21 protein-coding genes are annotated in these 24,550 nt (G+C 41.5%); 3 read left to right on the top strand and 18 right to left on the bottom strand.

Translation table 11 applies throughout. The features are described from left to right. Positions 1 to 8 precede the first annotated feature (8 nt). From hflX to DWX96_RS02080, 5 genes are all read right to left on the bottom strand, one after another. A complete protein-coding gene (gene hflX / locus DWX96_RS02100; RefSeq protein WP_118056709.1) occupies positions 9 to 1,259 on the bottom strand; it encodes a GTPase HflX in 1,251 nt (416 codons plus the stop codon). A 25-nt stretch (positions 1,260 to 1,284) separates the two neighbouring features. Continuing rightward, positions 1,285 to 2,721 carry a methyl-accepting chemotaxis protein gene (locus DWX96_RS02095; protein WP_158561792.1) on the bottom strand — a complete coding sequence of 479 codons (1,437 nt, stop codon included), beginning with the start codon at positions 2,719 to 2,721 and terminating at the stop codon, positions 1,285 to 1,287. Between the two features lie 127 nt (positions 2,722 to 2,848). Then, the gene (locus DWX96_RS02090) at positions 2,849 to 4,123 is read right to left on the bottom strand and encodes a M18 family aminopeptidase (RefSeq protein ID WP_118056447.1); all 1,275 of its coding nucleotides are present in this window, start codon (positions 4,121 to 4,123) and stop codon (positions 2,849 to 2,851) included. Between the two features lie 14 nt (positions 4,124 to 4,137). Beyond that, complete coding sequence (locus DWX96_RS02085; RefSeq protein WP_118056448.1) at positions 4,138 to 4,947, bottom strand: Cof-type HAD-IIB family hydrolase; 810 nt, start codon at positions 4,945 to 4,947, stop codon at positions 4,138 to 4,140. A gap of 65 nt (positions 4,948 to 5,012) precedes the next feature. Next, complete coding sequence (locus DWX96_RS02080) at positions 5,013 to 5,969, bottom strand: tetratricopeptide repeat protein (RefSeq protein WP_158561793.1); 957 nt, start codon at positions 5,967 to 5,969, stop codon at positions 5,013 to 5,015. 576 nt (positions 5,970 to 6,545) lie between these two features. Here DWX96_RS02080 and DWX96_RS02075 point away from each other — a divergent pair. Next, positions 6,546 to 7,469 carry a 30S ribosomal protein S1 gene (locus tag DWX96_RS02075; RefSeq protein WP_118056450.1) on the top strand — a complete coding sequence of 308 codons (924 nt, stop codon included), beginning with the start codon at positions 6,546 to 6,548 and terminating at the stop codon, positions 7,467 to 7,469. An 87-nt stretch (positions 7,470 to 7,556) separates the two neighbouring features. On the opposite strand, the gene DWX96_RS02070 is transcribed toward DWX96_RS02075, so the two are convergent. After that, positions 7,557 to 9,812, bottom strand: a complete 2,256-nt coding sequence (locus DWX96_RS02070) for a glycogen/starch/alpha-glucan phosphorylase (protein ID WP_118056451.1) — start codon at positions 9,810 to 9,812, stop codon at positions 7,557 to 7,559. Between the two features lie 171 nt (positions 9,813 to 9,983). Between DWX96_RS02070 and DWX96_RS02065 the strand changes: the two genes are divergently transcribed. Continuing rightward, entirely contained in the window at positions 9,984 to 10,865 is an 882-nt protein-coding gene (locus DWX96_RS02065) for an AraC family transcriptional regulator (protein WP_118056452.1), read from the top strand. Here DWX96_RS02065 and DWX96_RS02060 read toward each other — a convergent pair. The 9 genes from DWX96_RS02060 to DWX96_RS02025 form a co-directional block, all read right to left on the bottom strand. Next, positions 10,828 to 11,598 carry an HAD family hydrolase gene (locus tag DWX96_RS02060; protein ID WP_242988688.1) on the bottom strand — a complete coding sequence of 257 codons (771 nt, stop codon included), beginning with the start codon at positions 11,596 to 11,598 and terminating at the stop codon, positions 10,828 to 10,830. The two genes, DWX96_RS02065 and DWX96_RS02060, sit on opposite strands and share 38 nt — an antisense overlap. A gap of 21 nt (positions 11,599 to 11,619) precedes the next feature. Further along, complete coding sequence (locus DWX96_RS02055) at positions 11,620 to 12,564, bottom strand: magnesium transporter CorA family protein (RefSeq protein WP_118056710.1); 945 nt, start codon at positions 12,562 to 12,564, stop codon at positions 11,620 to 11,622. Between the two features lie 116 nt (positions 12,565 to 12,680). Further along, on the bottom strand, positions 12,681 to 13,403 hold the full coding sequence (locus tag DWX96_RS02050) for a SigF/SigG family RNA polymerase sporulation sigma factor (protein WP_118056454.1): 723 nt from the start codon (positions 13,401 to 13,403) through the stop codon (positions 12,681 to 12,683). Positions 13,404 to 13,410: 7 nt separating this feature from the next. After that, on the bottom strand, positions 13,411 to 13,842 hold the full coding sequence (gene spoIIAB, locus DWX96_RS02045) for an anti-sigma F factor (protein ID WP_118056711.1): 432 nt from the start codon (positions 13,840 to 13,842) through the stop codon (positions 13,411 to 13,413). 23 nt (positions 13,843 to 13,865) lie between these two features. Next, a complete protein-coding gene (locus DWX96_RS02040; protein ID WP_022244425.1) occupies positions 13,866 to 14,186 on the bottom strand; it encodes an STAS domain-containing protein in 321 nt (106 codons plus the stop codon). A 211-nt stretch (positions 14,187 to 14,397) separates the two neighbouring features. Further along, entirely contained in the window at positions 14,398 to 15,780 is a 1,383-nt protein-coding gene (locus tag DWX96_RS02035) for a tetratricopeptide repeat protein (protein WP_118056455.1), read from the bottom strand. A 22-nt stretch (positions 15,781 to 15,802) separates the two neighbouring features. Beyond that, positions 15,803 to 15,943 carry a hypothetical protein gene (locus DWX96_RS14345; protein ID WP_022244427.1) on the bottom strand — a complete coding sequence of 47 codons (141 nt, stop codon included), beginning with the start codon at positions 15,941 to 15,943 and terminating at the stop codon, positions 15,803 to 15,805. Further along, complete coding sequence (locus tag DWX96_RS02030) at positions 15,940 to 17,229, bottom strand: bifunctional folylpolyglutamate synthase/dihydrofolate synthase (RefSeq protein ID WP_118056456.1); 1,290 nt, start codon at positions 17,227 to 17,229, stop codon at positions 15,940 to 15,942. The genes DWX96_RS14345 and DWX96_RS02030 overlap by 4 nt, the downstream gene beginning before the upstream one ends. Positions 17,230 to 17,356: 127 nt before the next feature. Continuing rightward, positions 17,357 to 20,005, bottom strand: a complete 2,649-nt coding sequence (locus tag DWX96_RS02025) for a valine--tRNA ligase (protein ID WP_117697463.1) — start codon at positions 20,003 to 20,005, stop codon at positions 17,357 to 17,359. Between the two features lie 605 nt (positions 20,006 to 20,610). Between DWX96_RS02025 and DWX96_RS02020 the strand changes: the two genes are divergently transcribed. Beyond that, entirely contained in the window at positions 20,611 to 21,234 is a 624-nt protein-coding gene (locus DWX96_RS02020; protein WP_117840517.1) for a chemotaxis protein CheC, read from the top strand. A gap of 66 nt (positions 21,235 to 21,300) precedes the next feature. Here DWX96_RS02020 and DWX96_RS14715 read toward each other — a convergent pair whose 3' ends face one another. The 3 genes from DWX96_RS14715 to DWX96_RS02010 all read right to left on the bottom strand — a co-directional run bounded on the left by DWX96_RS14715 (position 21,301) and on the right by DWX96_RS02010 (position 24,060). Further along, positions 21,301 to 21,435: a hypothetical protein gene (locus DWX96_RS14715; RefSeq protein WP_022244432.1), complete on the bottom strand. Its 135-nt coding sequence runs from the start codon at positions 21,433 to 21,435 to the stop codon at positions 21,301 to 21,303. A 38-nt stretch (positions 21,436 to 21,473) separates the two neighbouring features. Next, positions 21,474 to 22,151 carry a GTP pyrophosphokinase gene (locus DWX96_RS02015; protein WP_117840515.1) on the bottom strand — a complete coding sequence of 226 codons (678 nt, stop codon included), beginning with the start codon at positions 22,149 to 22,151 and terminating at the stop codon, positions 21,474 to 21,476. A gap of 421 nt (positions 22,152 to 22,572) precedes the next feature. Continuing rightward, a complete protein-coding gene (locus DWX96_RS02010; protein ID WP_118056457.1) occupies positions 22,573 to 24,060 on the bottom strand; it encodes a S1C family serine protease in 1,488 nt (495 codons plus the stop codon). Between the last annotated feature and the right edge of the window lie 490 nt (positions 24,061 to 24,550).

The raw sequence follows: 24,550 nt of genomic DNA, 5'->3' as shown, positions 1-24,550 counted from the left end.
CAATCTGCTCATGCATGTATTTTCTCAAATAGCTCCGGAGGTACATATGCTTCTATACGGATTCCCTCCGGCAGATATTCTTCTGCTATTAATTCTCCTGTTTCTCTTATCTGCTGCAGCAATCCACCCTTGTCATATGGCAGCACTGTCTCAAGATATCGTTTGTTCTCCCGCAGTATCCGGGCGAGGCAGTCTTTCAGTTCTTCTAGTCCATCACCTCTTGCTGCAGATACCCGTAAAGTAATATCTGCCCTGCCATCCCGCAATGGTTCCCGGTCTGTAATAGCATCCTGCTTATTAAACAATGTCAGTATCTTTTTATCTGTAACCTCTAACTGGTGCAATGTCTCATATACAATATGCATCTGCTTGGCAGCCTGTGGATTGGATGCATCCACCACATGAATGATAAAATCTGCATACTTAGCTTCCTCTAAAGTACTACGGAAGGCATCAATCAGATGATGCGGCAGTTTCCGGATAAACCCTACCGTATCCGTAAGCAAAAGCTTCTGGCTTCCCGGAAGTTCTAACATTCTGGTAGTCGGGTCTAAGGTTGCAAAAAGTTTATCCTCTGCAAGAATTCCAGCTCCGGTCAGAGCATTTAAAAGGGTTGATTTACCGGCATTGGTATACCCTACAATTGCTGCCACCGGAACATGATTCCGCTGTCTTGCCACACGATTCACTTCCCGGTGCCGTTTCACTTCCTCTAACTCCCGTTTGAGCTGGCTGATTCTTGATGCAATCAGACGACGGTCTACCTCTAACTTTTTCTCTCCCGGACCTCTCGTTCCAATTCCTCCTCCCAGCCTTGACATACTCTTTCCTATGCCGGAAAGGCGACTCATGCGGTAACGAAGCTGTGCCAGCTCCACCTGTATCTTTCCTTCACTGGTAGATGCTCTGGCAGCAAAAATATCAAGGATAATTAAGGTTCTGTCCATCACTTTTACGTTCAGGGCATCCGAAAGATTCCGAAGCTGTGCCGGGCTTAGTTCGTCATCGCAGACAATTCCTGTTGCATTGGTCCATGCAATTTCATCCAGCAGCTCTTCTACTTTTCCGCTACCAATATAAAGCCCCGGATGTATTGTCTGACGGTTCTGGATTACCCTGCCCACCGTTACTGCTCCGGCAGTCTTCACCAGCTCCTCCAATTCATCCAGGGAGTCTTCTGTATCATCGCCATCCTGGCTGCTTACGCCAACCAGGATGACTCTTTCTTCCATTTCATTGTTTTCAAAAAATTCAGGCATAAAATATCCTTTTCTTACTTTCTGTTTATGCAAACACACTCTGTCCGTTCTGGGATAATCCTGCAGAAATATTTAAAATTGCAGCAAAATCATTCTGTAATTCATTTGAGCATTTCTCTGCTTCCAGATAAATTTCTTCTGCTTTTTCAGCGTTCTCATCAAACAGTGCCTGCTGCACTTCTTTTCCATATCCATGGAATCTTCTGTGTTTCTCTGCCAGTGCATTCCAGGCCGGTGCAATTGCCGGATTTTCCGGATGCATGGAATAGTAAAAATGACCAAAGCCGCATTTTGTATCATCAAATTGTAACGTAAGGACATTCTTCCCAGTTACCATGGTATGTAAAGTCTCAAGCCATGCCCTATGTGCTTCCATTGCTTTTTGTACATAAGCATCAAAAACTGCATTATCCATACGGTAAAATGCATCACGGCTCATTTCTCCTATAACCTTCGCCACATTATCCATACCCGTTTCAACCTGGGTTAATGGTTCTACCGAACCTTTTAAATTTCCATTTATAACGGTCAGCAATTCTGCATCATTGCTGAGATTACCGCACTGGTCTTCAATACAGGACACCTGGGTTTCCAGCACATTCATGGAGCTGCTGATTTCTTCACTGATACCAGCAAGGGAACCAATCGATTCGCTGATGGTTCCAACATTTTTCTTGTTCTCGTCATTAATATTCCATACAGCATTAATCTTCTGATCAATATTGTCAAGAGATGTAATTGCAACATCTACACTCTTAGAACTCTTCTCAGAAGCATCGCGGATTCCTTCTACGAATTCACCCATATTTCCGGTTAACTGTTTGGTTCCCTCTGCCAGCTGACGGATTTCTTCCGCTACAACGGCAAATCCCTTTCCTGCTTCTCCTGCTCTTGCTGCCTCGATTGATGCGTTCAATGCCAGCAGGTTGGTCTGTTCGGAAATTGCATTGATACCTTCAATGACTTCATTCATATGATTGATAACATCCATCAATGCATCCATATTCTTCTTCATTTCTGTGGATTCTGAGATTGCATCTTTGGATAAATCCCGGATAGCTGTCAGTTCTTCCTGGCCATTCTCTATCTTCTTATAAATATCAGTAGTTTTCTCTGATACATCAACAATTGTATTGGTCAGACCCTCATGGGCATTTCTTACTTCCTCTGCAATACTGGATGTTTCTGCTGCTGCATCATGGATTGCCTTTGTTGCTGTATTGACATCCTCTGCTGTCGTTGTCATCTTTACGGTATCATGTCCAACTTTCAGGCCTAAGGCACTCATTGTCATAACTGCCTGCATATCTTCCCCATATACCTGTGCAAGCTGACGTCTGCCAGCGCTCATGCGTTCATACATATTCTGCAGTTCCGGTGAACCTGCAGCATAATTCTCTTCTTTCATCTCACTAATTGACTGAACCAGATTTATAATTTTTTTATTCTTTCCCAATGCCATATATTTCCTCCAATCAATGCACTTTCTGTGCATTACGTTATACTACTAATTTTGTACTGAATCTTACCGATTGTCAACGACATTTTGTGATATTTTTCTAAAAAATTCAACTTTTTTTGCAATTTCTTTATGCAGAAAATATTTTCAAAAACATTACCAATGCCTGATAATCTCTCATATCTGCCAGTTCTCTTGCAGAATGCATGGCAAGCATCGGAATTCCAATATCCGCTCCCTGCATCGGCAGATAGGAAACCACAATCGGTCCAAGGGTCTGTCCACCCGGCATGCCGGAACGGTTTACCTGCACCTGATATGGAATATCTGTCTTTTTACAAAGCTGCATCACCACCGCTGTTGCCTCACTGTCAGAAAGATACCGCTGGCTGGCAGAAGTCTTTACGGTAATTCCTTTTCCCAATATCACATCATTCGTAATATCTGATTTATTTGTGTAATTCGGGTGTACAGCATGAGCTCCGTCTATAGACAAGAGAAAGCCTCCCCGGAGCATATCATTTACCTCTGTTTCTGCCATTCCAAAGGCTGCACCAATCTTCATTATGATATCCTTAAGAAGACTGCTGTCTGCTCCCTGCTTGGAGCGGCTGCCGATTTCCTCATTATCAAATAGTCCTGCCACAACCAGTGAATCTCCGGTCGTTTTTTCACACATTGTCTCCACAATTGCTGCTACCGATGCCAGATTATCGATTCTCGGAGAAGAAAGAAGCTTCTTATCACTTCCTATTAATTCCGGTTCATCCATATTGGTAAGGAATAAATCATAGCTTAAAACCTCATTTGCCTCTGCCCCAAGCTGTTCTTTTAAGTAATCCGTGAAAAAATTCTCTGTAACGTCTCCGTCCCGCTCTATTCCAAGCAGTGGAAGCAGTTCTCTTTGCATATCATATTCCTGTTTTCCGCCTGCCTCACGGTTCAGGTGTGGTGCTAATGACGGAATCACTGCTGATGGTTCCTCACTTCCGAAAAGCTTTACTTCCGGTGCAAATGGATGTTCCGATTCTAATACCACTTTCCCATAAATTCCAAGTGGACGGTCAAACCATGTATTTTTGAGCATACCGCCATATGGCTCCACATTTAACTGCCTGTAATCCTTCGTCTTCACTTCAGGATTCGGTTTTATTTTAAAACATGGAAAATCTGTATGAGCCAGCATCAGGCGGAGTGCCGTCTTTCTGTCCAGCTGTTCCGGAACAGCGAATGCTGCTACCATACCGGAATACGGTCTTACATAGTATTTACCGCCTGCATGAAGCTGCCAGGATTCCTGTAGCTTTAATTCTTCATACCCTGCCTCCTGTAACTGCTTTCCTGTCCATTCTGTTACATGATATGGTGATTTTCCCTTTGACAATAGTTCTGTTATTTTCTGCATGCCATACGCCTTCCTTACATGAATCTGTCTATTACAAGCGCCACTCCGTCTTCATCATTGGAAGTGGTAATATAATCTGCGACCTCTTTTACCTCCGGCTGTGCGTTTGCCATTGCCACACCAAGCCCGGCAAATGCAATCATAGACTTGTCATTAAAGCCATCTCCACAGCAGATCATCTGCTCCTTCTTTTCTCCCAGATATTCTAACAGTTTTCCAAGAGAATATGCCTTATCAATGGATGGTGGAACAATTTCTAAGAAAAACGGTTCTGAGCGAAAAATGTTTAATTGTTCTCCAAAGGTCTGCCGCATCACATCCTGTGCTTTTGCAATCTTTTCCGGTTCTCCTGTCATCAGGAATTTATTTACCGGATAATCTACATATTCTGCGAAATTATCTACCTCTTCCATCGGCATTCCGTTAATTTTTGCCTCGATACTGCTGTATTCATTCACTCCGTTTCCATGGATGATGGTATTTCCTTTATAAGTAAGCACGCCCACACCCAGTCTGCATGCCTGCTCATACACTGCCGGCACCAGTTCTACCGGTATTGTCTTATTGTATACAATCTCTCCGGTCTCATAATTAATAATCTTTCCACCATTAAATGCCAGTACAAATCCGCCATAGCTCCTCAAATCCAGTTCGTCTGCCAGCTTTACGATGCCCCCGGTAGGACGGCCGGATGCCAGCACTACTTTTTTCCCTTCTTTTTGAATCCGCATCAGTGCGTCTTTCGTCTTTGGTGTAATGACTTTCTTTGAATTAGTTAAGGTGCCATCTAAATCCAGCACGATAATCTCATAGGTTTCGCTCATTTTCGTATTGTTCCTCTCTGCCTTTTTCCCTCGTTTTCCTGTCCCATACATTTTGCCCTTTTTGCTTAACGTGTCATCAAAAACAAGTATTCCCGGGCAGCTTCTTCGTCATTCGGATAATTCTTTGTATAATCCTCCATCTCGCTTTTTGCAGATGCGAAATCTCCGCTCTGTTCATATGCCAGTATCAGATTACGCTGCGCCTCCTGCTTCTGTGAGCCTGCATCTAAATCCAGTGCCATCTTAAGATAGTTTATTGCACTGTCATAATTACCTTTTTCTAATTCCATTCCTCCCAGACAGATCAATGCTGTCGGATTATCCTGATTTTCATCGATATATTCTTTATATAATCCGGCTGCCTTCTCATCTTCGCCTTTCACTTCATAGAGCTGTGCCATATACAAAGAAGCTTCCGTGCTCTTTTTATTAATAGCTGTCGTAAGCTCTGTTTCCGCATTATCATAATCTCCCAGTAATAGATAAATTCTGCCTCTCTGGGCATAGTCCTCCGCTGATTTACCACCTGCTTCAATACCTTTTTTCAGATACTCCTGACCTTCAGTCTGCATTCCTGCGGCATAACACTCCTGGTACAAAGCAATATACATTTCATAGTCAGTACCGGCATACTGTGCTGCCAGATTAAAATTTTCTTTTGCTTTATCCATGTCATTTTCTTTCCGGTACAGTTCTCCTAACAGGAAATATGCCTGGGCATTTTTCTTGTCATAATTGATTAATGCCTGATAGGTCTCAATGGCATCCTCTTTCTTTCCTGCGGCATACTGTGCTGCTGCTTTATAATAACAGGTATCTATTTCTTCTTCTCCCACAACTGCCAGCGACTGGTCCAGTGCATTCTGAAATGCATCAATGGCGCCTTCATAGTCACCCTCCTGCATACAGTTGATGCCTATCTGCCGATATGCATCTTTATTATTCTGTGTCTCATCCTCCTCACAGCCGGCCAACAGTAGTCCAGTGGCAAGTACAACTGCCATATATTTTATTTTCTTCATAATTGCCTCGCTTTCATCCGCTTTAGTATAGCAAATTAAGGCTCTTCTTTCAACCTCGCCCCGGCTTGTTTTTCTTCGTTTCCTGTGATACACTGCAAGAAAAATCATGAGTTATTCTCATGCATATGGTTAGGCGATTGCGAAGCGGGACAGAAAGGATTCCGGTAAAAAAGTTTTGCGGCATTCCAATGGAATCTGATTTTCTTTGATGTGAAATGCCAACCGTTCTTAGTGGTTTATTTTTCTTAATTATAAACTGTCTTTTCACTTGCTTTGATAGAATCGGGGCACTGTCCATCAAGGGCGGATGCCACATAATGTCTGCAAGGGGCACTGGGAATTTCGGCATACTTTTTCTTTCATCTGGCAACCGTACTTTGACGGACAGTGTCCCGATTCTGCTCAAACATGGAAAAGACTGTTTTTATCGTAAAAAGAAAAACGAACCACTTAGAACGGTGGTATTTCATCATCTGAAAATCAGTGTCTTGGAATACCGTAAAACTTCTTTACTGGCAGCTCCTGTCCCCTTTCGCAATCGCCCAACCAGAATCAGATAAGAAAAGAGGTTTTACTATGTCAGAAAACGAAGCAAAAGAAACCATGCAGGACTTTGAAGCAGAGCTTGAGGCTTCCTTCCGGAAAATCAACGAAGGAGACATCTTAACCGGAACCGTTATCTCTGTGGATGAAGACGCCATCACATTGGACTTAAAGTATTATGCCCCGGGAATCATCAAAGCAGATGAAGTCAGCAACGACCCATCCTTTGTCATTGACGAGCACATTCATCCGGGAGATGTCTTAGAAGCAACGGTCATCCGCCGGGATGATGGAGAAGGCAACATTTTACTTTCCATGAAAGAAGCCAACGAAGTGCTTGCCTGGGATAAGTTAAAAGAGCTGTTGGAAAACGAAACCGTTGTTGCCGTAAAGGTCAGTGAAGCGGTAAAAGCCGGTGTGGTTGCATACCTTTATGGCATTCGCGGATTTATTCCGGCTTCACAGATTACCACAGCCTATGTAGAAGATACCGAAAGCTATGTTGGCAAAGAATTAGAAGTCCGTGTCATTACTGTAGACGAGGAAGATGACCGTCTGGTGCTCTCCGGTAAATCCGTTGCTCTTGAAAAAGAAGCAGAAGAGAGGAATCACAAGATTGCCATGTTAGTTCCGGGCAGTATTGTAGAAGGAACCGTGGAAAGCCTGATGCCATATGGTGCATTTATCAACCTTGGGGACGGACTTACGGGACTTGTCCACATTTCCCAGATTTGTGAACGCCGTATTAATAAGCCTTCCGAAGTATTAAAGGAAGGACAGCATGTAAAAGCCAAGCTTTTAAATACCAACGACGGCAAAATCAGCTTAAGCATGCGTGCATTGGAAGAAGAAATGGTAGATACTTCTGTAGAAGAAAAAGAAGACTTATCCGCCTACACCTCTGATGAAAGTGCTTCTACCAGCCTTGGCGCACTGTTAAAGGGATTGAAGCTCTAAGTCGTATTTCATAAAACGCAACAAGGGACAGATATTTCTATCTGTCCCTCATTGTTTTTAAAGGTTGGAGAATACTTTTATCAAAATTTAGTCTAATTTCCAAATATCTTTGTTGTACTGCTCAATTGTACGGTCAGATGAGAAGAAGCCGGCTTTGCTGATGTTTGTCAGCATCATTTTTGCCCATGCTTTTCTATCTTCATAATCTGCAAGCATTTCATCTTTCTTTGCACGATAAGATTCGAAATCCGGAAGAGTCATGAACCAGTCTTTGTTGATTAACTCATTGAAAAGTCTCTCTAAGTTCTCTGCATTTCCGATTGCTTTCATTTCATCACTTACGATGAAGTCGATTGCACGTTTGATATCTGCATCATTATCATAATACTTGCGTGATACATAATCAGCTTTTGCGTAATGCTCAATTACTTCGTCAGAAGACTCTCCGAAGATGTAGATGTTATCATCTCCTACTAACTGATGCATTTCTACGTTTGCTCCGTCCATGGTTCCAATTGCTACTGCGCCGTTTAACATGAACTTCATGTTAGATGTTCCAGATGCCTCTTTAGATGCTAAGGAAATCTGCTCATGGATATCTGCTGCCGGAATTAATTTCTCAGCTAAAGTAACATTGTAGTTCTCTACCATAACAACCTGTAAGTATGGACTTACTTCCGGGTCATTTGCGATTAACTGCTGTAAGCAGAGAATTAAATGGATAATGTCTTTTGCAATGATGTAAGCCGGAGCTGCCTTTGCGCCAAAGATTGCAGTAATCTTTCTTGCCGGTTTCTTTCCTGCTTTGATTTCAAAATATTTGTTAATTACATAGAGTGCATTCATCTGCTGTCTCTTGTACTCATGTAATCTCTTAATCTGAATATCAAATACTGAGTTCTCATCTAAGTCGATGTTCTGTGTTGCCTTTAAGTAGTTCTTAAGAACAACTTTGTTCTCAGTCTTGATTGCAAGTAATTTATCTAATACTGCATCATCATTTACGAACTGTCCTAATTTTTCCAGTTCCATTGCATCTTTCTTGAATCCTGGTCCAATCAGTTCTTCGATTAAGGATGTCAATCCCTTATCACAGTGTAATAACCAACGACGGAATGTGATACCGTTTGTCTTGTTATTGAACTTCTCAGGATAAATCTTGTAGAAGTTATTTAACTCAGAATCTTTTAAGATTTCTGTATGAAGGTATGCAACACCATTTACGCTGAATCCGTAGTGGATATCCATATGAGCCATGTGTACACGTTTTTCATCATCAATGATGTATACAGACTTGTCATCATATTTAGCAACTACACGGTTGTTTAATTCGTAGATGATTGGCATTAACTGTGGAACAACTTTCTCTAAGAAAGAGATTGGCCATTTCTCTAATGCTTCTGCTAAGATGGTGTGATTGGTATATGCACAACACTTGGAAACGATTGCAATAGCCTCGTCCATGCCGATTCCTCTTTCCATTAACAGACGAATCATCTCCGGGATTACCATAGATGGATGGGTATCATTAATCTGGATTACTGCATAATCAGCAAGATCATGCAAGTTACATCCTCTTTCTACTGCCTCATCTAAGATTAACTGTGCAGCGTTGCTTACCATGAAGTACTGCTGGTAAACACGAAGGAGACGTCCCTTGTCATCGCTGTCATCCGGATATAAGAATAATGTCAGGTTTTTCCTGATATCCTCTTTGTCAAAGTCAATTCCATCCCCAACGATGCTCTCATCTACTGTTTCGATATCGAATAAATGAAGCTTGTTGGTTGTGTTTTCATATCCGGTAACATCAATATCATATAATTTTGAAGTTACATTAAATCCACCAAACTGTACCTGATAGCTCTTATCTGTCTTTGTCAGCCAGCTTTCATCCTGAATCCAAGGATTCTTGGTTTCTTTCTGAAGGTTGTTTTCAAATACCTGTTTGAATAATCCGTAATGATAGTTAAGTCCAACTCCATCACCGTTTAATCCTAATGTTGCAATAGAATCAAGGAAGCATGCTGCAAGTCTTCCAAGACCACCGTTACCAAGTGATGGTTCCGGTTCAACCTCTTCAATTGCACAGATGTCTTTGCCATTTGCTGCAAGTACATCTCTCACTTCATCATATACGCCTAAATTAATCAGGTTGTTGGAGAGAAGTTTTCCAATTAAGAACTCTGCGGAAATATAATATAATTTTTTCTTTCCGTTGTGGTTTTCTTTCTTCTCAGCCATTGCTTTTGTCATCTCTAATAATGCGAAGTATAATTCTTCATTAGAGCAATCAGCAATTCCCTTGTTATATTTCTTTGTTACGATTTCCTGTAAATTCATTTTTGACCCTCCGTAAAATTTGAATTCAGTTCGTTCTCTTATGTATGCATTATCTAACATTTCTTTTACATTTTCTTGTAATATACCGGTCAAAAGTGGTACAATACTATCATATTTCGATATTTTTAGAAAAAATCACTTTTTTGTACATTTTGACGAAAGGCGTTTCCCATGAATATTCTCGAATATGAAAATTACCAGGAAAAAAAATCACATGGTTCAGAAAGTTTCCCATATATCACCTATCCCTGTTCAATTCCCTTAGATTTTGAGCGGGTGCCTGCCCACTGGCATGATGAAACGGAAATTATCTACATCAAAAAAGGCTGCGGACTGATTACCGTAGATTTGGAAGAATACCCGGTTCAGGAAGGAAGTATTCTTCTGATTCTTCCGGGACAGGTTCATTCCATTGAACAGTATCTCGATTACAAAATGGAATATATTAATATTATTTTTAAACTGGAAATGCTCCTTGCCAAACAGACAGACATCTGTAACAGCCGCTACTTTACACCGCTTTTAGACGGCACACTGCGGCTTACCACACATTTTACACCGGGTATGCCATTCTATAACGAGGTTGCCGGTTGTATCAATGCTGCGGATGCAGTCTGCAGGACCAATCCCCCGGCCTTCCAGCTTGTGATTAAAGGACAGCTTTTCCTGCTCTTTTCCATTCTGATCTCTAACTGCTGCGAAACAAGCGTCTCCCGCAAGAACCAGAAATCCCTGGAAAAGATGAAACGCATCATTAAATATATTGAGACAAATTATGCCAGTAAAATTTCCATTGAAGAAATGGCAGATGCGCTGGACTTAAGCCAGTCTCATTTTATGAAGTTTTTCAAAAATACCATGGGAACTACTTTTACAGAATATTTAAATGATTACCGGCTGACCATGGCCAGCCGGCTGCTTATTTCGTCTGAAGCTTCTATATTAGACATTGCCGCTGAAGTAGGCTTTGACAACCTCTCTTACTTCAACCGGCTGTTTAAGAAACGCTTTTATGTTACACCCCGTGAGTACCGAAAGCGTTTTGCAGGATAAGTTCTTTTACTTTTTTCATATCCATTGCAGGCAGGTAATAGGTACTGTCCGGCTTTTGGTCATCTTTTGGAGAAATATTCGAATGAATGTAAAAAGTGTCAAGGCCTGCCTCTTTGGCCCCGTTGATGTCACAGCGCACATCATTTCCTATCATCAGTGTTTTCTTCACATCCAGATGATACTTCTCTATCAGTTGTTCAAAAAAGCGGATGTCTGGTTTCTTGGTTCCATAATCGGATGAAATTAAAATATCGTCAAAATATTTTGTAATATCCAAATAATTCATCTCATATTCCGTAAAGATTCTCTGGGCATTGGATAAAAGATATACCTTTTTACCACATTTTTTCAATGCTTTTAATAATTCTCTTACGCCATCATAAATCCGCACATACTCCATGGTCAGTACCCGGAAGAACTGTCCGGTATGAACTGCCAGCGCATCCTCAGCCTTTATCCCCTTCTTCGCATAAAGCTCTTTGAATACTTCTTCAATGCGAATCTCCGGAAATGCCTCATGGGCATAGTGTGGCTCCTTTTCCAACTCTCCTTTTAAATCTGTCTCTTTGCTTTGAATCAATGCCAGATAAGATTCCTGTAATTCCTGCGGGGCATATAAAGCTCCATGAAATCCGTAAAACAGACTCAGTTTTTCCCATACCTTAGCATCGTTTTCCTCTGTATGGATATCTACCAGTGTTCCATACAGGTCAAACACATAATTGTCGTACATATTACCTTCCATCCCCTACTTTTATTTAAACATCTTTGTCTTAGCAAAGATTAATGCAACAATGAGACTGCATACCACTGCGATTAATACGATAATAAGAAATCCATAAGGACTCTCTGCAAACGGCATTCCCTTTGCAGCCACATTCATGCCATACGCTGAGAATATCATAGTCGGAACAGAAAGTACAGCTGTTATTATGGCAAGCACCTTCATTACCACATTCAGATTGTTGGAAATAACGGATGCAAAAGCATCCATCATTCCGCTCAAAATGCCGCTGTAAATATTTGCCATCTCAATTGCCTGCTTGTTTTCAACAATAACATCCTCAAGAAGTTCTTCATCTTCCTGATATTTTTTAATATTGTCATTTTTAAATAATTTCTCCAGTACCACCTCATTGGAGCGGAGTGCTGTCGTAAAGTAAACCAGACTCTTTTCCAGTTTCAAAAGTTCGATTAACTCACGGTTCTGTGTGGACTTGTGCAGCTTGTTTTCCACAATTTCGCTCTGGCGGTCAATACTTCTTAAGTACTGTAAGAAAAGAGAGGATGTCCGGTACAAAATCTGAAGCACAAAGCGGGAACGCATGGCAGGATTAAAATCCCGCACCGTGCCATTGGCAAATGCTTCTAATATCGGAGTCTTCTCAAGACTTACTGTAATGACTGCTTTTTTTACCACAAAAATAGAAAGTGGAATGGTATCATAAAGTTCCTTATCATTATGGGTTTCAATATTCGGGATATTAACCAATACCATGGTATAATTCTCGTCTGTTTCAATACGCGAGCGCTCGTCCGTATCCAGTGCAGAACGCATGGCATCTGCATCAATTCCATACTGATTTACCATTGCTGCGACTTCTGCCTCTGTTGGATTTACAAGGGATATCCAGCAATCCTCCCCTGGTGATTCAATTTCGCTGATACGGTTCTGTTCACTGCAATAGTACTTAATCATCTTTCCACTTCCTTTCTCTTCATTTCCTGTAAAAAAAATCCCCATCAAAGCCGGAACACTTTGACAAGGGAATCTCGCTTAATCCTTTTTTAGTATATTTCCACCCCCTTTGTTTGTCAACCCTGACTCATGTATTTTCTCATCTGCAGTAATATTTTCTTCTCCATGCGGCTGACCTGTACCTGACTGGTGCCAAGCTTTGCAGCAATCTGGCTTTGCGTGGCATTTTCAAAATAACGCATCTTAATCAGCTGCTGCTCCCTTCCGGATAACTGTTGTAGCAATTCTTCTATCAGAAGCTTATTTTCCAGTTCTTCCTGCGCATTCTTCTTATCCTTTAACCGGTCCAATAAATAGATTTCACTGCCATCCGACTGATAGACGCTCTGGTAAATGGATTCTACTTCTCCATTGGCTTCCACTGCAAGGACAATCTCTTCCTCCGAAAGCCCGGTTTTTTCTGCCAGTTCCTTTAACTCCGGCTCCCTTCCAAGCATGTCTGTCAGTTCCTTTCTTGCATTGCTGATAAGATAGCCTTTTTCTTTCATGCTCCTGCTGACCTTCACCATGCCGTCATCCCTCAGGAAGCGGCGTATTTCTCCCATAATCACCGGCACTGCATAAGTGGAAAAGCATACCTCATAACTTACATCAAACTTATCCACTGCCTTCATCAGTCCAATGCATCCAATCTGAAACAGTTCTTCTTTATCATGTCCTCTTCCTAAAAATCTTTGTACCACACTCCAGACCAGCCCCTGATTTCCAAGCACCAGCGTATCTCTTGCCTGCTTATCCCCTTTGTGTGCCCGTTTGATATAAGCAATTGTCTGTTCCATTCTCCACTTAACTTTCCCGCACCAGATTTTTTTTCATTTTTATAACAGTTCCTTCTCCGACCTTTGACCGTACTTCTACTTCATCCATGAAAGCCTCCATAAAAGAAAAGCCCATACCGGACCGCTCCAGCTCCGGCCTTGTCGTAAAAAACGGCTCCTTTGCCCGTTCAATATCCGCAATTCCCTTCCCGCTGTCTTTTACGGTAATATGTACGGTACTTCCGGAAAGACAGCACTGCATCACTACCGTTCCTTCCTTTTCTTCATAGCCATGGATAATGGCATTGGTTACCGCCTCCGATACCGCAGTTTTAATATCCTCTAACTCATCCAGTGTGGGATTCATCTGGGCGCAAAATGCTGCTACCGCTACTCTGGCAAATCCTTCATTTACGGATAATGCCTCAAATTCCAGTTTCATCTTATTTCTTCTTCCCATATTTACAGCCTCCATTTTCATACCTACTTCTTCTCCCCTTCTTTCATCTGAACCAGTTTATGCAGACCTGATACCACGAAAATTTTCCGGATCCGCTCATTCATATTCTCTGCCACCACTTTTCCGCCGCTGTAATTCATGTTCCGGCACCTTCCGATTACCACGCCAATCCCTGAGCTGTCCATAAATTCTGTACCGGCAAAATCAAAAACCAGTTTGTTAACCCGGTAAGAATCAATCAGTAAATCTGCCTCTGCCCGCAGCTGTGTGGCGCAATGATGATCCAACTCCTTTGGTACCCGGATGGTAAGACATCCATTTTCTAATTCATACTTAAATTCCATTCTTCTATCCTCCATATACATTACGTAAAAAAGAATCTGCCTTGGCACATTCTCGCGCCTGCGGCGGTCGCTTGCGACATCTACCTTATACGCCGCAGTGTGCATCCTCGCGGTGCGTTTTGTAGTTTACAGGAAAGCAATTTCCTGTAAACTACAAAAGACGCCCGGCAATCTGCCTGACGTCTTTTGTAAACTGTTTTTCTTTATTCTGTTACTGTTCTGCATTCTGTAATTCTTCCAGATAGCGGGAAGAATTGGCTGCACGTTCCGTATTCGGATAACCATCAATCACTTTCTGATAGTATTCGATGGCTTTTTCATTCTCGCCCAGATTCCGGTAGGTCTGTGCCAGATAATAAATCGCATTGCCATCCTGGTATGCCTCATCCATCTCTACTACTTTTTCAAATCCGGTCTTCGCTTCTTCATAGTTATAATTACTGTATGCCTGATAACTGTCTGCATAAGTCACCTGAAGATACTGGTCATTTACAGTTGCGTTGATATTCTGATAAATTTCCTTTGCGGTATCGGAAAGGTTTTCTTCCTTCACATCGGAAAGTGCATCTCCTGCTGCTGTAATATCTCCCTCCTGGAAGGATTTATATGCTGAAAGCAGCTGGTCATAGCTGTTAATCTTATTGGAAGTCTCCTCGGAATCGCTTTTTGCAGAAGACACCTGCTGGTTCAGGTCATCAATCTGATTTTCCAGATTGGTAATCTGCTGATTCTTCGTGGTTATGGTATCATTTGCCTGAACCACTGATGTATTGGCATCACTCTTTGCCTTCTGTCTTACACTTGGCACTACAAGGAAACAGGTGACTGCAACACCAATTGCCACCCCAAGCAAAATGGTCAGTATCGTGGCAAAACCTGAAGTATCTTTGAATTTTGTCGGCTGGATAATGAGGTCATTTCCACTCTTATAGGAAATAAGGTCATCTTCTTTCTTTTTCTTCTTACCGCTGTTGGCACTGCGCAGCATCTGATTGGTCTCTTTCATGTAACGCAGTGTAATCGTATTGCTGGAATCAATTTTCATAGCTGCCCGCAATGACTTCTTTGCCTGCTCGAATTTATTCTCTTTCATGTACAAAAGAGCCAGCAACTGATGTCCCTTTACCAGTCTCGGGTTTAAGGACAATACCTTCTTCAACTGGATAATTGCAAGATCTGTACTATTCTGTCTGCAATATAACAATGCCTGATTGTATTTCTTAATGGTCTGATTTACCGTTTCTAACTGTGCCGGATTCTTCTGCACAGCGTCCAGATAACGTCCTGCATCATTATCCTTTGGCTGAAGGCTCTTACTAATCACCCATTCACCCATGGCAGATACCGCCTCACCGGTCTCAAAAAGTACCAGTCCCAGGAGATTTCTTGCCTGAATGTTCGTCTTATCAAACCGAAGACTCTTCTTAAGACTTTCAATCGCTCCGGATAAATCACGGACATTGCTTCGCTCTAATCCCTGATTATAATAATAATTAGAGGTCATCACAATTTTCTTATATACTTTTACGTCAATTCCACAGTTCGGACAACGGTTGTCCCCTGTCAGATCTGCTCCGCAATTATAACATTTCATACTTTACCTCACTTAACGAATTCTACTGTCGTCTTGCTTCTTTCATCATTTCTCTTAAAATGTCTGTCATATCCGTTAAGTCCTGATTGTAAATAGCTTCCTCTGCCTCTTCTACTTCCAGGCTTGGTTTGAATTTCTTTAATTCTTCTTCAAAATCTATCATGCTTCATTTCCTCCTGCTATCTTTTCCAATTCTCCAATCAAATACAGGGAACCCGCACAGAATACCATCTGGTTGTCCTTCCTGTATTCCTTTACATATCTGTATGCCTGTGCACAGTCTTCTATTACTACTGTTTCCCGGTCGTTTGCCATAAATTCATCCTGCAATTTCAATGGGTCAATTCCACGGCTGTCCGGGATGCGGGTCAGTACAATACTATCCCACGAAACTTCCTTGCACAGTACTTTTACTGCTTCTTTATGATTCTTCTCTTCCATCATGGAAAAAAGAAGAACTGGCTTTTCTTCCGCAATCTTCTGCACATTTTTCACAAAGTGGGCAATACCATCTGCATTATGTGCTCCATCAAAATAGATAAATGGCTCTGCCTGCTGCATTCTGCCCATCCATCTGGTATGTTCCATTGCAGAGATAATCTCTGCTTTTCCAATTCCGGTTTCCACCTGAAGGACAGATAACGCCCGATATGCCAGTGACGCATTCATCATCTGATATTCTGCCGGAAACGGGATTTTCAAATCAACAACATCATACCCATTGGTATAACAAAAATCAATAGTTTTCCCGGTTATTTTATGAATTTTAAGACTTTCTAAAGAAATACAGTAATAAGGTGCTCTTTTTGCCCTTGCAGTCTGCCTTATCACTTCTGCCGCTGTTTCATTACTTCCATCAAAGATAACAGGAACGCCTTCTTTGATAATCCCTGCCTTTTCTCCTGCAATTGCTTCAATGGAATCTCCTAAAATCTGTGTATGCTCGAGACTGATAGATGTAATAATCGTAAGCAACGGTTCCTCAAATACATTCGTTGCATCTAACCTTCCGCCAAGTCCAGTCTCTAAAATAAGATAATGTACTTTCCGCTTCTGAAAAAGATACATGCCCATGGCAAAAAGATATTCAAAAAATGCTGGATGCGGCAGTCCTTCTGCTTCCATCTGCTCTACCACCTTCTGCACTGCCTCAAAGCTTTCTACAAATTCTTCCTGACTGCACTTTTCGCCATTGATTACGAAACGTTCTTCCATGCATACAAGGTGCGGAGAAGTAAAGAGTCCCACTTCATATCCATGTTCCACCAGCACCTGATTGATAAATGCACACACACTTCCCTTGCCATTGCTTCCTGCCACATGGATGATTTCAAACTGATGCTCTCTGATAGAAAGTCTCTGCAGCATTTCTTTCGTATGCTCTAAACTGTTTTTCTTTGTGAACTTTGGTATTTCATATATATAATTGCAAATCTCTTCATAAGTCATTTTTGTCACCGCTTTTCTAAGTATAATATAGTGGAAAATTTTTTCAAGAGGTTATCCTGTTTCCATAAAAAGTTTTCGCCGCAGAAACTGCGGCGAATCGACAATACCTGTCTTTTAACTTTTGTAACTATTTCATCTGAGCCAGACGCTCCTGTACGGTAGCCATCATCTGCTCATATTTTGCAAGCTTATCTTTCTCTTCCTGAATCTTTGCAGCAGGTGCCTTGCTTACAAACTTCTCATTATTTAACATGCCGTGGGAGCGGGCAAGTTCTTTCTTAAGACGCTCTTCTTCTTTCAAAAGACGCTCTTTTTCTTTTTCCATATCTACCAGGTCTTCCAACGGCATGTATACAACAGCTCCCGGAATAACTACGGATACTGCATCTTCTCCGATTCCTGCCTTATCGGACTGGACATCAATCTCGCTGGCACTGATAAGATTCTGGTATGTTTTCTTCATGCTCTCGAAGGTCTCACAAAGTGCTTTGTCTTCAGATACGATAAATACCTTTGCCTTTCTGGATGGTGGAACATCCATCTCTGTTCTTAAGTTACGGATGCCTTTTACCAGCTCTTTTACATGAGCAAGCATCTCTTCTTCTGCCGAGAAATTCCACTCTTCTTTGTAAACCGGCCAGTCAGCCAGCATAATGGTCTCTTCCTGCGGATTTAAGGTACAATAGATTTCTTCTGTGATAAATGGCATATATGGATGTAATAATTTTAATGCCTGTCCTAATACAGTACGAAGTGTCCAGAGTGCACTGTTAGCAGCCCTGGCATCCTCGTCTTTCTTATAAGTACGAACTTTGGCAATCTCGATATACCAGTCACAGAATTCATCCCAGATAAAGTCATATACTTTCTGTACTGCAATACCAAGTTCGAATTTATCCATATTTTCTGTTACATCTTTGGTCAATGTATTAACTGCTGAAAGAATCCATTTATCTTCCGGTGCCAGGTCAGAAATTGCAGGCTCTGTTACCTCCATGCCCTCTAAGTTCATCATAATGAAACGGGATGCATTCCACACTTTATTGGCAAAGTTACGGGATGCTTCTACACGCTCCCAGTAGAAACGCATATCATTTCCCGGTGCATTTCCGGTAATCAGTGTCAGTCTCAAGGCATCTGCACCATATTTATCAATAACCTCTAACGGGTCAATTCCATTTCCAAGAGATTTACTCATCTTACGGCCCTGGGAATCACGAACCAGTCCGTGGAATAATACAGTATGGAATGGTGCTTTGCCCATCTGCTCATATCCTGAGAAAATCATACGGATTACCCAGAAGAAAATAATATCGTATCCGGTTACTAATACATCATTCGGATAGAAATAATCTAAGTCTTCTGTTTTCTCCGGCCAGCCTAAGGTTGAAAATGGCCATAATGCAGAAGAGAACCAGGTATCCAGAGTATCCGGATCCTGTGTCATATGGGTGCAGCCGCACTTCGGGCATTTCTCCGGTGCGTTCTTAGATACTACCATTTCTCCGCATTCATCACAGTAATATGCAGGAATACGATGTCCCCACCAGAGCTGTCTGGAAATACACCAGTCACGGATATTATCCGTCCAGTTAAAGTAGGTTTTCTCCATACGTTTTGGAAGGAGCTTGATATCTCCATTCTTTACACCTTCTACTGCCGGTTTGATTAAATCATCCATTTTTACAAACCACTGCTGTTTAATCATTGGCTCTACGGTTGTGCCACAACGGTCATGGGTTCCTACGTTATGGGAATGCGGAACAACTTTTACCAAAAGTCCTTCCTTCTCTAAATCCTCTACCAGTGCTTTCCGGCATTCGTATCTGTCCATGCCCGCATATTTGCCGGCTTTGCTGTTCATGGTTGCATCATCATTGATAACAACGATTTCTTCCAGATTATGACGTTTTCCCACTTCAAAGTCGTTCGGGTCATGAGCCGGTGTAATCTTTACACATCCGGTTCCAAATTCTTTATCTACATAGGAGTCTGCAATAACCGGAATCTCACGGTCTGTCATCGGAAGCTTTAACATTTTTCCGATAATATCCTGATAACGTTCATCATCCGGATTTACTGCTACTGCAGTATCACCAAATAAAGTCTCCGGACGGGTGGTTGCGATTTCTACGAATCTTCCCGCTTCCCCTACTACCGGATAATTGATATGCCAGAAGAAGCCATCCTGTTCTTCATGTTCTACCTCGGCATCGGAAATAGATGTCTTGCAGACAGGACACCAGTTTACAATACGGGAGCCTTTATAAATAAGACCTTTTTCATATAATTTTATAAATACTTCAAGAACTGCATCAGAGCATCCTTTATCCATGGTAAAACGTTCTCTGCTCCAGTCTGCGGAAGAACCCATTTTCTTTAACTGGTTGATGATGCGGCTGCCATACTCATCCTTCCACTCCCAGCATTTTTCTAAGAAGCCTTCTCTTCCGAGGTCATTCTTGTCAATTCCCTGCTTCTTTAAGGAATCAATCACCTTTACCTCTGTTGCAATGGCTGCATGGTCTGTTCCCGGCTGCCATAATGCATTATATCCCTGCATTCTCTTGTAACGGATTAATATATCCTGCATGGTATTATCCAATGCATGTCCCATATGAAGCTGTCCGGTAATATTTGGCGGCGGCATTACAATGGTAAACGGTTTCTTGCTGCGGTCAGCCTGTGCATGGAAATATCCATTGTCTTCCCATTTCTTATAAAGTCGGTCTTCAATCCCTTTTGGGTCGTAGGTTTTTGCAAGTTCTTTGCTCATAATTGTTCTCCTTTTTCTAAATTGGACGTTTCGTAATTTATAAAAGTGCTATCTTTATTAGTAGACATTTCAGTTATCTGAAAGGTATAGGACTTGGTGCATCCTCGCGGAGCGTTTTTAACTTTACAGAAAAGCAATTTTCTGTAAAGTTAAAAAGCCCTCCCTATCCAGCTGGATAAGAAGGGCGAATCAGCGCGGTACCACCTTCGTTATACATAGTATCTATGCATATCTCTTCTCCGTAACGTGGAGTGCCGGGAAAACTTATGCCTTGTTGAAATTCTTTATATGATTCCGGTTACAGGCTTTCTGGGTCTTCCGGTTCGAAAGCTACCTTCCATCTGTCGTATTCAGACAACCTTTCAGCCGATGAGCCGTCCTCTCTTAGAACCGTACCGATGTACTCCTCTTTCTCATTACCTTTATCTCTAGGCATTATATTAAATTTGCCAGGCACTTTTGTCAAGGGTGAGTTTTTTATTCTTCAAAATTCTTTATAATTCCTTTCGAAATGCCATAAAAATCCATTCTCATTGCCTGTATCCTATGTTATAATAAACGAAAACGAGAAAAATTTATACTGTAATGACAAAGGGAGAGTTTTTATGTCTATGCTAAATTTAAAAGAACTGGATTCTATGCATTTAAGCGTTCTAGCTGAAATTGGAAACATCGGTTCCGGTAATGCTGCTACTGCACTGGCAGGCCTCTTAAATACACCGGTAGATATTGAAGTGCCAAATATCTGCCTGATGGATTATACCAAAGCTGCAGATTATCTTGGTGGGGCAGATAAAACTGCTATTGGTATGACTGTAAATGTAAAAGGTGATATGAATGGTGTTATGCTTCAGATTGTGGAGAAAGAATTTGCCAGCCGGCTTATCAACACCTTTTATAAAAAAAATGTCGCTTCCATTGATTCACTGGATGATATGGATTTATCCGTATTGCGCGAAATGGCAAACATCACAACTGCTGCTTATGTAAATTCTATTGCAAAAATGACAAATACCTTTATTGATATTGAACCACCGCAGAACCATCTTGGTACCATTGGTGAAATTCTGGCTGTCCCGGAAAAAGAATTTACAAAACTGGATTATCAGGTTCTCTTTATTGATGAACGGTTAAGTTTTGCCCATACCCAGATTAAAAGTGCCATGATTCTGATTCTTGAAATAGACTCTATGAAAGTGCTTTTTGAAGGACTTGGTATCGATTTATAACATTGTAAAAGACAAAAAAGGACGTTCCCGTCTGGAATAATTTCCATTCAGGAACGTTCTTTTTCTCTACTCTTCTTCTTTGTCCTCATCTGCAATTGCCGCTGCGGCCCCGGATACTGCGGCTACTACCGCTATTACAGCTACAATTATTACAAATAAGATTAAAATTCCAAGGAAAATCAGAAGTCCACCCTCTGTCATCTTATTACCTCCTCCTTGTGCCAGATATCTATAGTATACTACGATTCTGTATTATCGTCTATAAATTCTATCATATGACGGATATCCTGCATCTCGCAGTCCATTTCTGTAATTACATCTGCAACATGCTTTAATTTATCTGCTATTTCTTCTGAATTATTAATATGTTTCTTATAGCGAAGCTTGTGCTCAAGACTCGCCCAGAAATCCATGGCAATGGTCCGGAGCTGCACCTCCACTTTCATATGGCGCTTCTCGTTCGATAAAAATATCGGCACATCTACAATCAGATGCAGACTACGGTATCCGTTATCCTTCGGATGTGCAATATAATCTTTCTTCTCTACCAGAATGATATCATCCTGCTGCAGCAGCAAATCTGCCATAGTATAAATATCTTCCTGAAAAGAACAGATGACACGCACTCCCGCAATATCAAACATATTCTCCTCAATTGCTTTCATGGAAAATCCAATGTTCTTCCGTTTGATTTTTTCAATAATACTTGCCGGTTTCTTCAGTCTTGTTTTTATGGACTCAATCGGATTCCTGTTATATTGTGTGGAAAACTGCTCATTTAATACCTTAAACTTTGTTTCCACTTCCATCATGGCACATCGGTAATACATCATCAAATCCCCAAAGGGTTTCATCTCACTTAAAAAATCCTCCGGATGTGCCTCGTCTTTTATTCTGCTAAAATCTAATGGATTCATCTTTTACTTTCCTCATAAGTTTATTTTTCTTACTTTTCTATCATATCAGAAAATACCCGAAACAACTATTAATTTTTTCTAAAGTTATCGCAGCGCTTACCAAAGTCTGGCAGAAAAGAAGTTCGCTCAAACAAACCTGGCTCCTTCTTTTCTGCTAGATTTTTTCTCGCTACTTGCGTAACAAAGAATGTGCCTTGGCACATTCTCGCGCCTGCGGCGGTCGCTTGCGACATCTACCTTATACGCCGCAGTGTGCATCCTCGCGGAGCGTTTTTTACTTTACAGGAAAGCAATTTCCTGTAAAGTAAAAAAACAGCAGTGTCCATGTTTTCTTCAACATATTTAAGACACTGCTGTTTTATCTGCCTTATCGGTAGCTTTGCTTTATAGATGACTAAGGATTACATTTCGTTATCCGTTTTTAGTTTTTCTGCCCTAAAGTTACGGTTACCGTCTGTTCCTGATACTGTCCATCTGTCTGACGTTCAAATACAACTTCTACAGAATCACCTGCTGCACAATACTTAATCGCATCATTTAATTCTGTTGTAGATGAAACCTTGCTTCCATCAAAGGATGTGATAATATCTCCTGCCTGTAAGCCTGCCTGCTCTGCCGGTGAACCTTCCTTTACCTGATAGAGATATATTCCTTCCGGCATATTATAGGTCTGTGCAACGGTGGAGGATACATCTACACCTGAGATTCCAAGATATGCGGAACGGGATTCATCCACCTGTTCCCGGTTGATTAATTTTTCAATAATCGGAGACGCTGTATTAATCGGGATAGCATAGCCCATACCTTCTACACTGGTATCAGAATATTTTACAGAACTGATACCGATTACTTCACCCTTGGCATTCAGTAATGCGCCACCACTATTACCAGGGTTAATAGCCGCATCAGTCTGTATCAGTTCATTGGTGGTGGTAGAACCGTCATCATTTTCTACGGACACCTCTCGGTTCAATGCACTGATAACACCGGTTGTAACAGACTGCCCATAACCTAACGCATTTCCGATTGCGACTGCTGCCTGACCTACACTTAAGTCATCAGAATTGCCAAGGGTTGCAACCTTAATGGTACTTAAGGTGTCTGCGCTGATATCGGAAATCGGAACTGCAACGACTGCTAAGTCACTTCCTGCATCTGTTCCTTTTACTTCTGCGGCTACTGTGCTGTCATCTGAGAACTGCACGGTAATACTTTGGGCACCGGATACCACATGATTATTCGTTGCTACATAGATGTACTGGTCATCCTGGCTTACTATGATTCCGGAACCACAGCTTTCCTGTGGCTGTGATGCAGTATATCCATACCAGGTGCTTACCTGTTTTTCACTCATATTCGTAATTGCAACAATAGATGGCATTACATTATCTGCAATATCTGAGACATCCGTCAAATCGGTTACTGCTTTGGATGAAGTATTTGCTGCCTTAACGGTATCTCCGCTGCTGCTCTTATTCAGGGAAGCCTCTGTCTTAGCAGATTCAGAGTTGCTCCACTTCGTTCCAAGCAGCTGATTTGTTCCCGCAAATACGCTTCCTGAAATCAATCCAAAGACTAATGCAATAGCTGCACATTTTGCAAGTTTTACACCAAATCCACCTTTACCATGTTCTTTCTTTACTTTTTCTTTCCGTTTTTTCTTCTGCTGATTCTGTCCATATGGCTGTGTTCCCTGACTATAATAGGCATTTCCCTGTCCATACTGGGTTCCCTGACTATAATAGGCATTTCCCTGTCCATACTGGGTTCCCTGACTGTAGCCCTGTGAAGTATTTCCGTTCACCTGACTGCTCCATGAAGTATTTGTTCCGTCTCCTGTCTGCTGGTTCGTCTGATTATATGAATAAGGAGAGCTGGAGTTAAAATTGTTGTTATAATTGTTTTCCATAAAGATTACTCCTTTCATCTCTTTGTTACTTTCTGATTATGATAATATCCATAAATTGTGTCAGTTCTGTGTTTATTTATTGAGAAAAATATGTTTCTTTTATGTTTAATTTGTAAAAAGCTCTGCAAAAGAGGATATATTTTACATTAGAATTTTTTCTATAAAAAAGGACATTTTATTTTCACACCGAAATACCACCGTTCTTAATATTTCGTTTTGCTTTTTGCTATAAAAACAGTCTTTCCAATGTTTGACATAGATAGCTCCACCGTTCGTCGAAGTACGGATGCCTGATAAGGACTGTTAGGGGCACTTAGGATTTCGTCTGGCACCCGGCAACGCTGGCACAGGACGTGCCAGCGAGGCGCATCTGAACATGGATGTGAATATGCGCCGGTTGCCAGATGAATTAAACTTTATCCGAAATCCTTAGTGCCCCTTGCAGGCATTATGTGGCATCCGTATTCAACGGACGGTGGAGCTATCTTAA

The sequence above is a fragment of the Roseburia sp. AF22-2LB genome (assembly GCF_003461125.1).
Taxonomy (GTDB): domain Bacteria; phylum Bacillota; class Clostridia; order Lachnospirales; family Lachnospiraceae; genus Roseburia_C; species Roseburia_C amylophila.
Note: the sequence above shows the minus strand (reverse complement) of the source record. Positions and strands in the feature narration are given on the sequence as shown.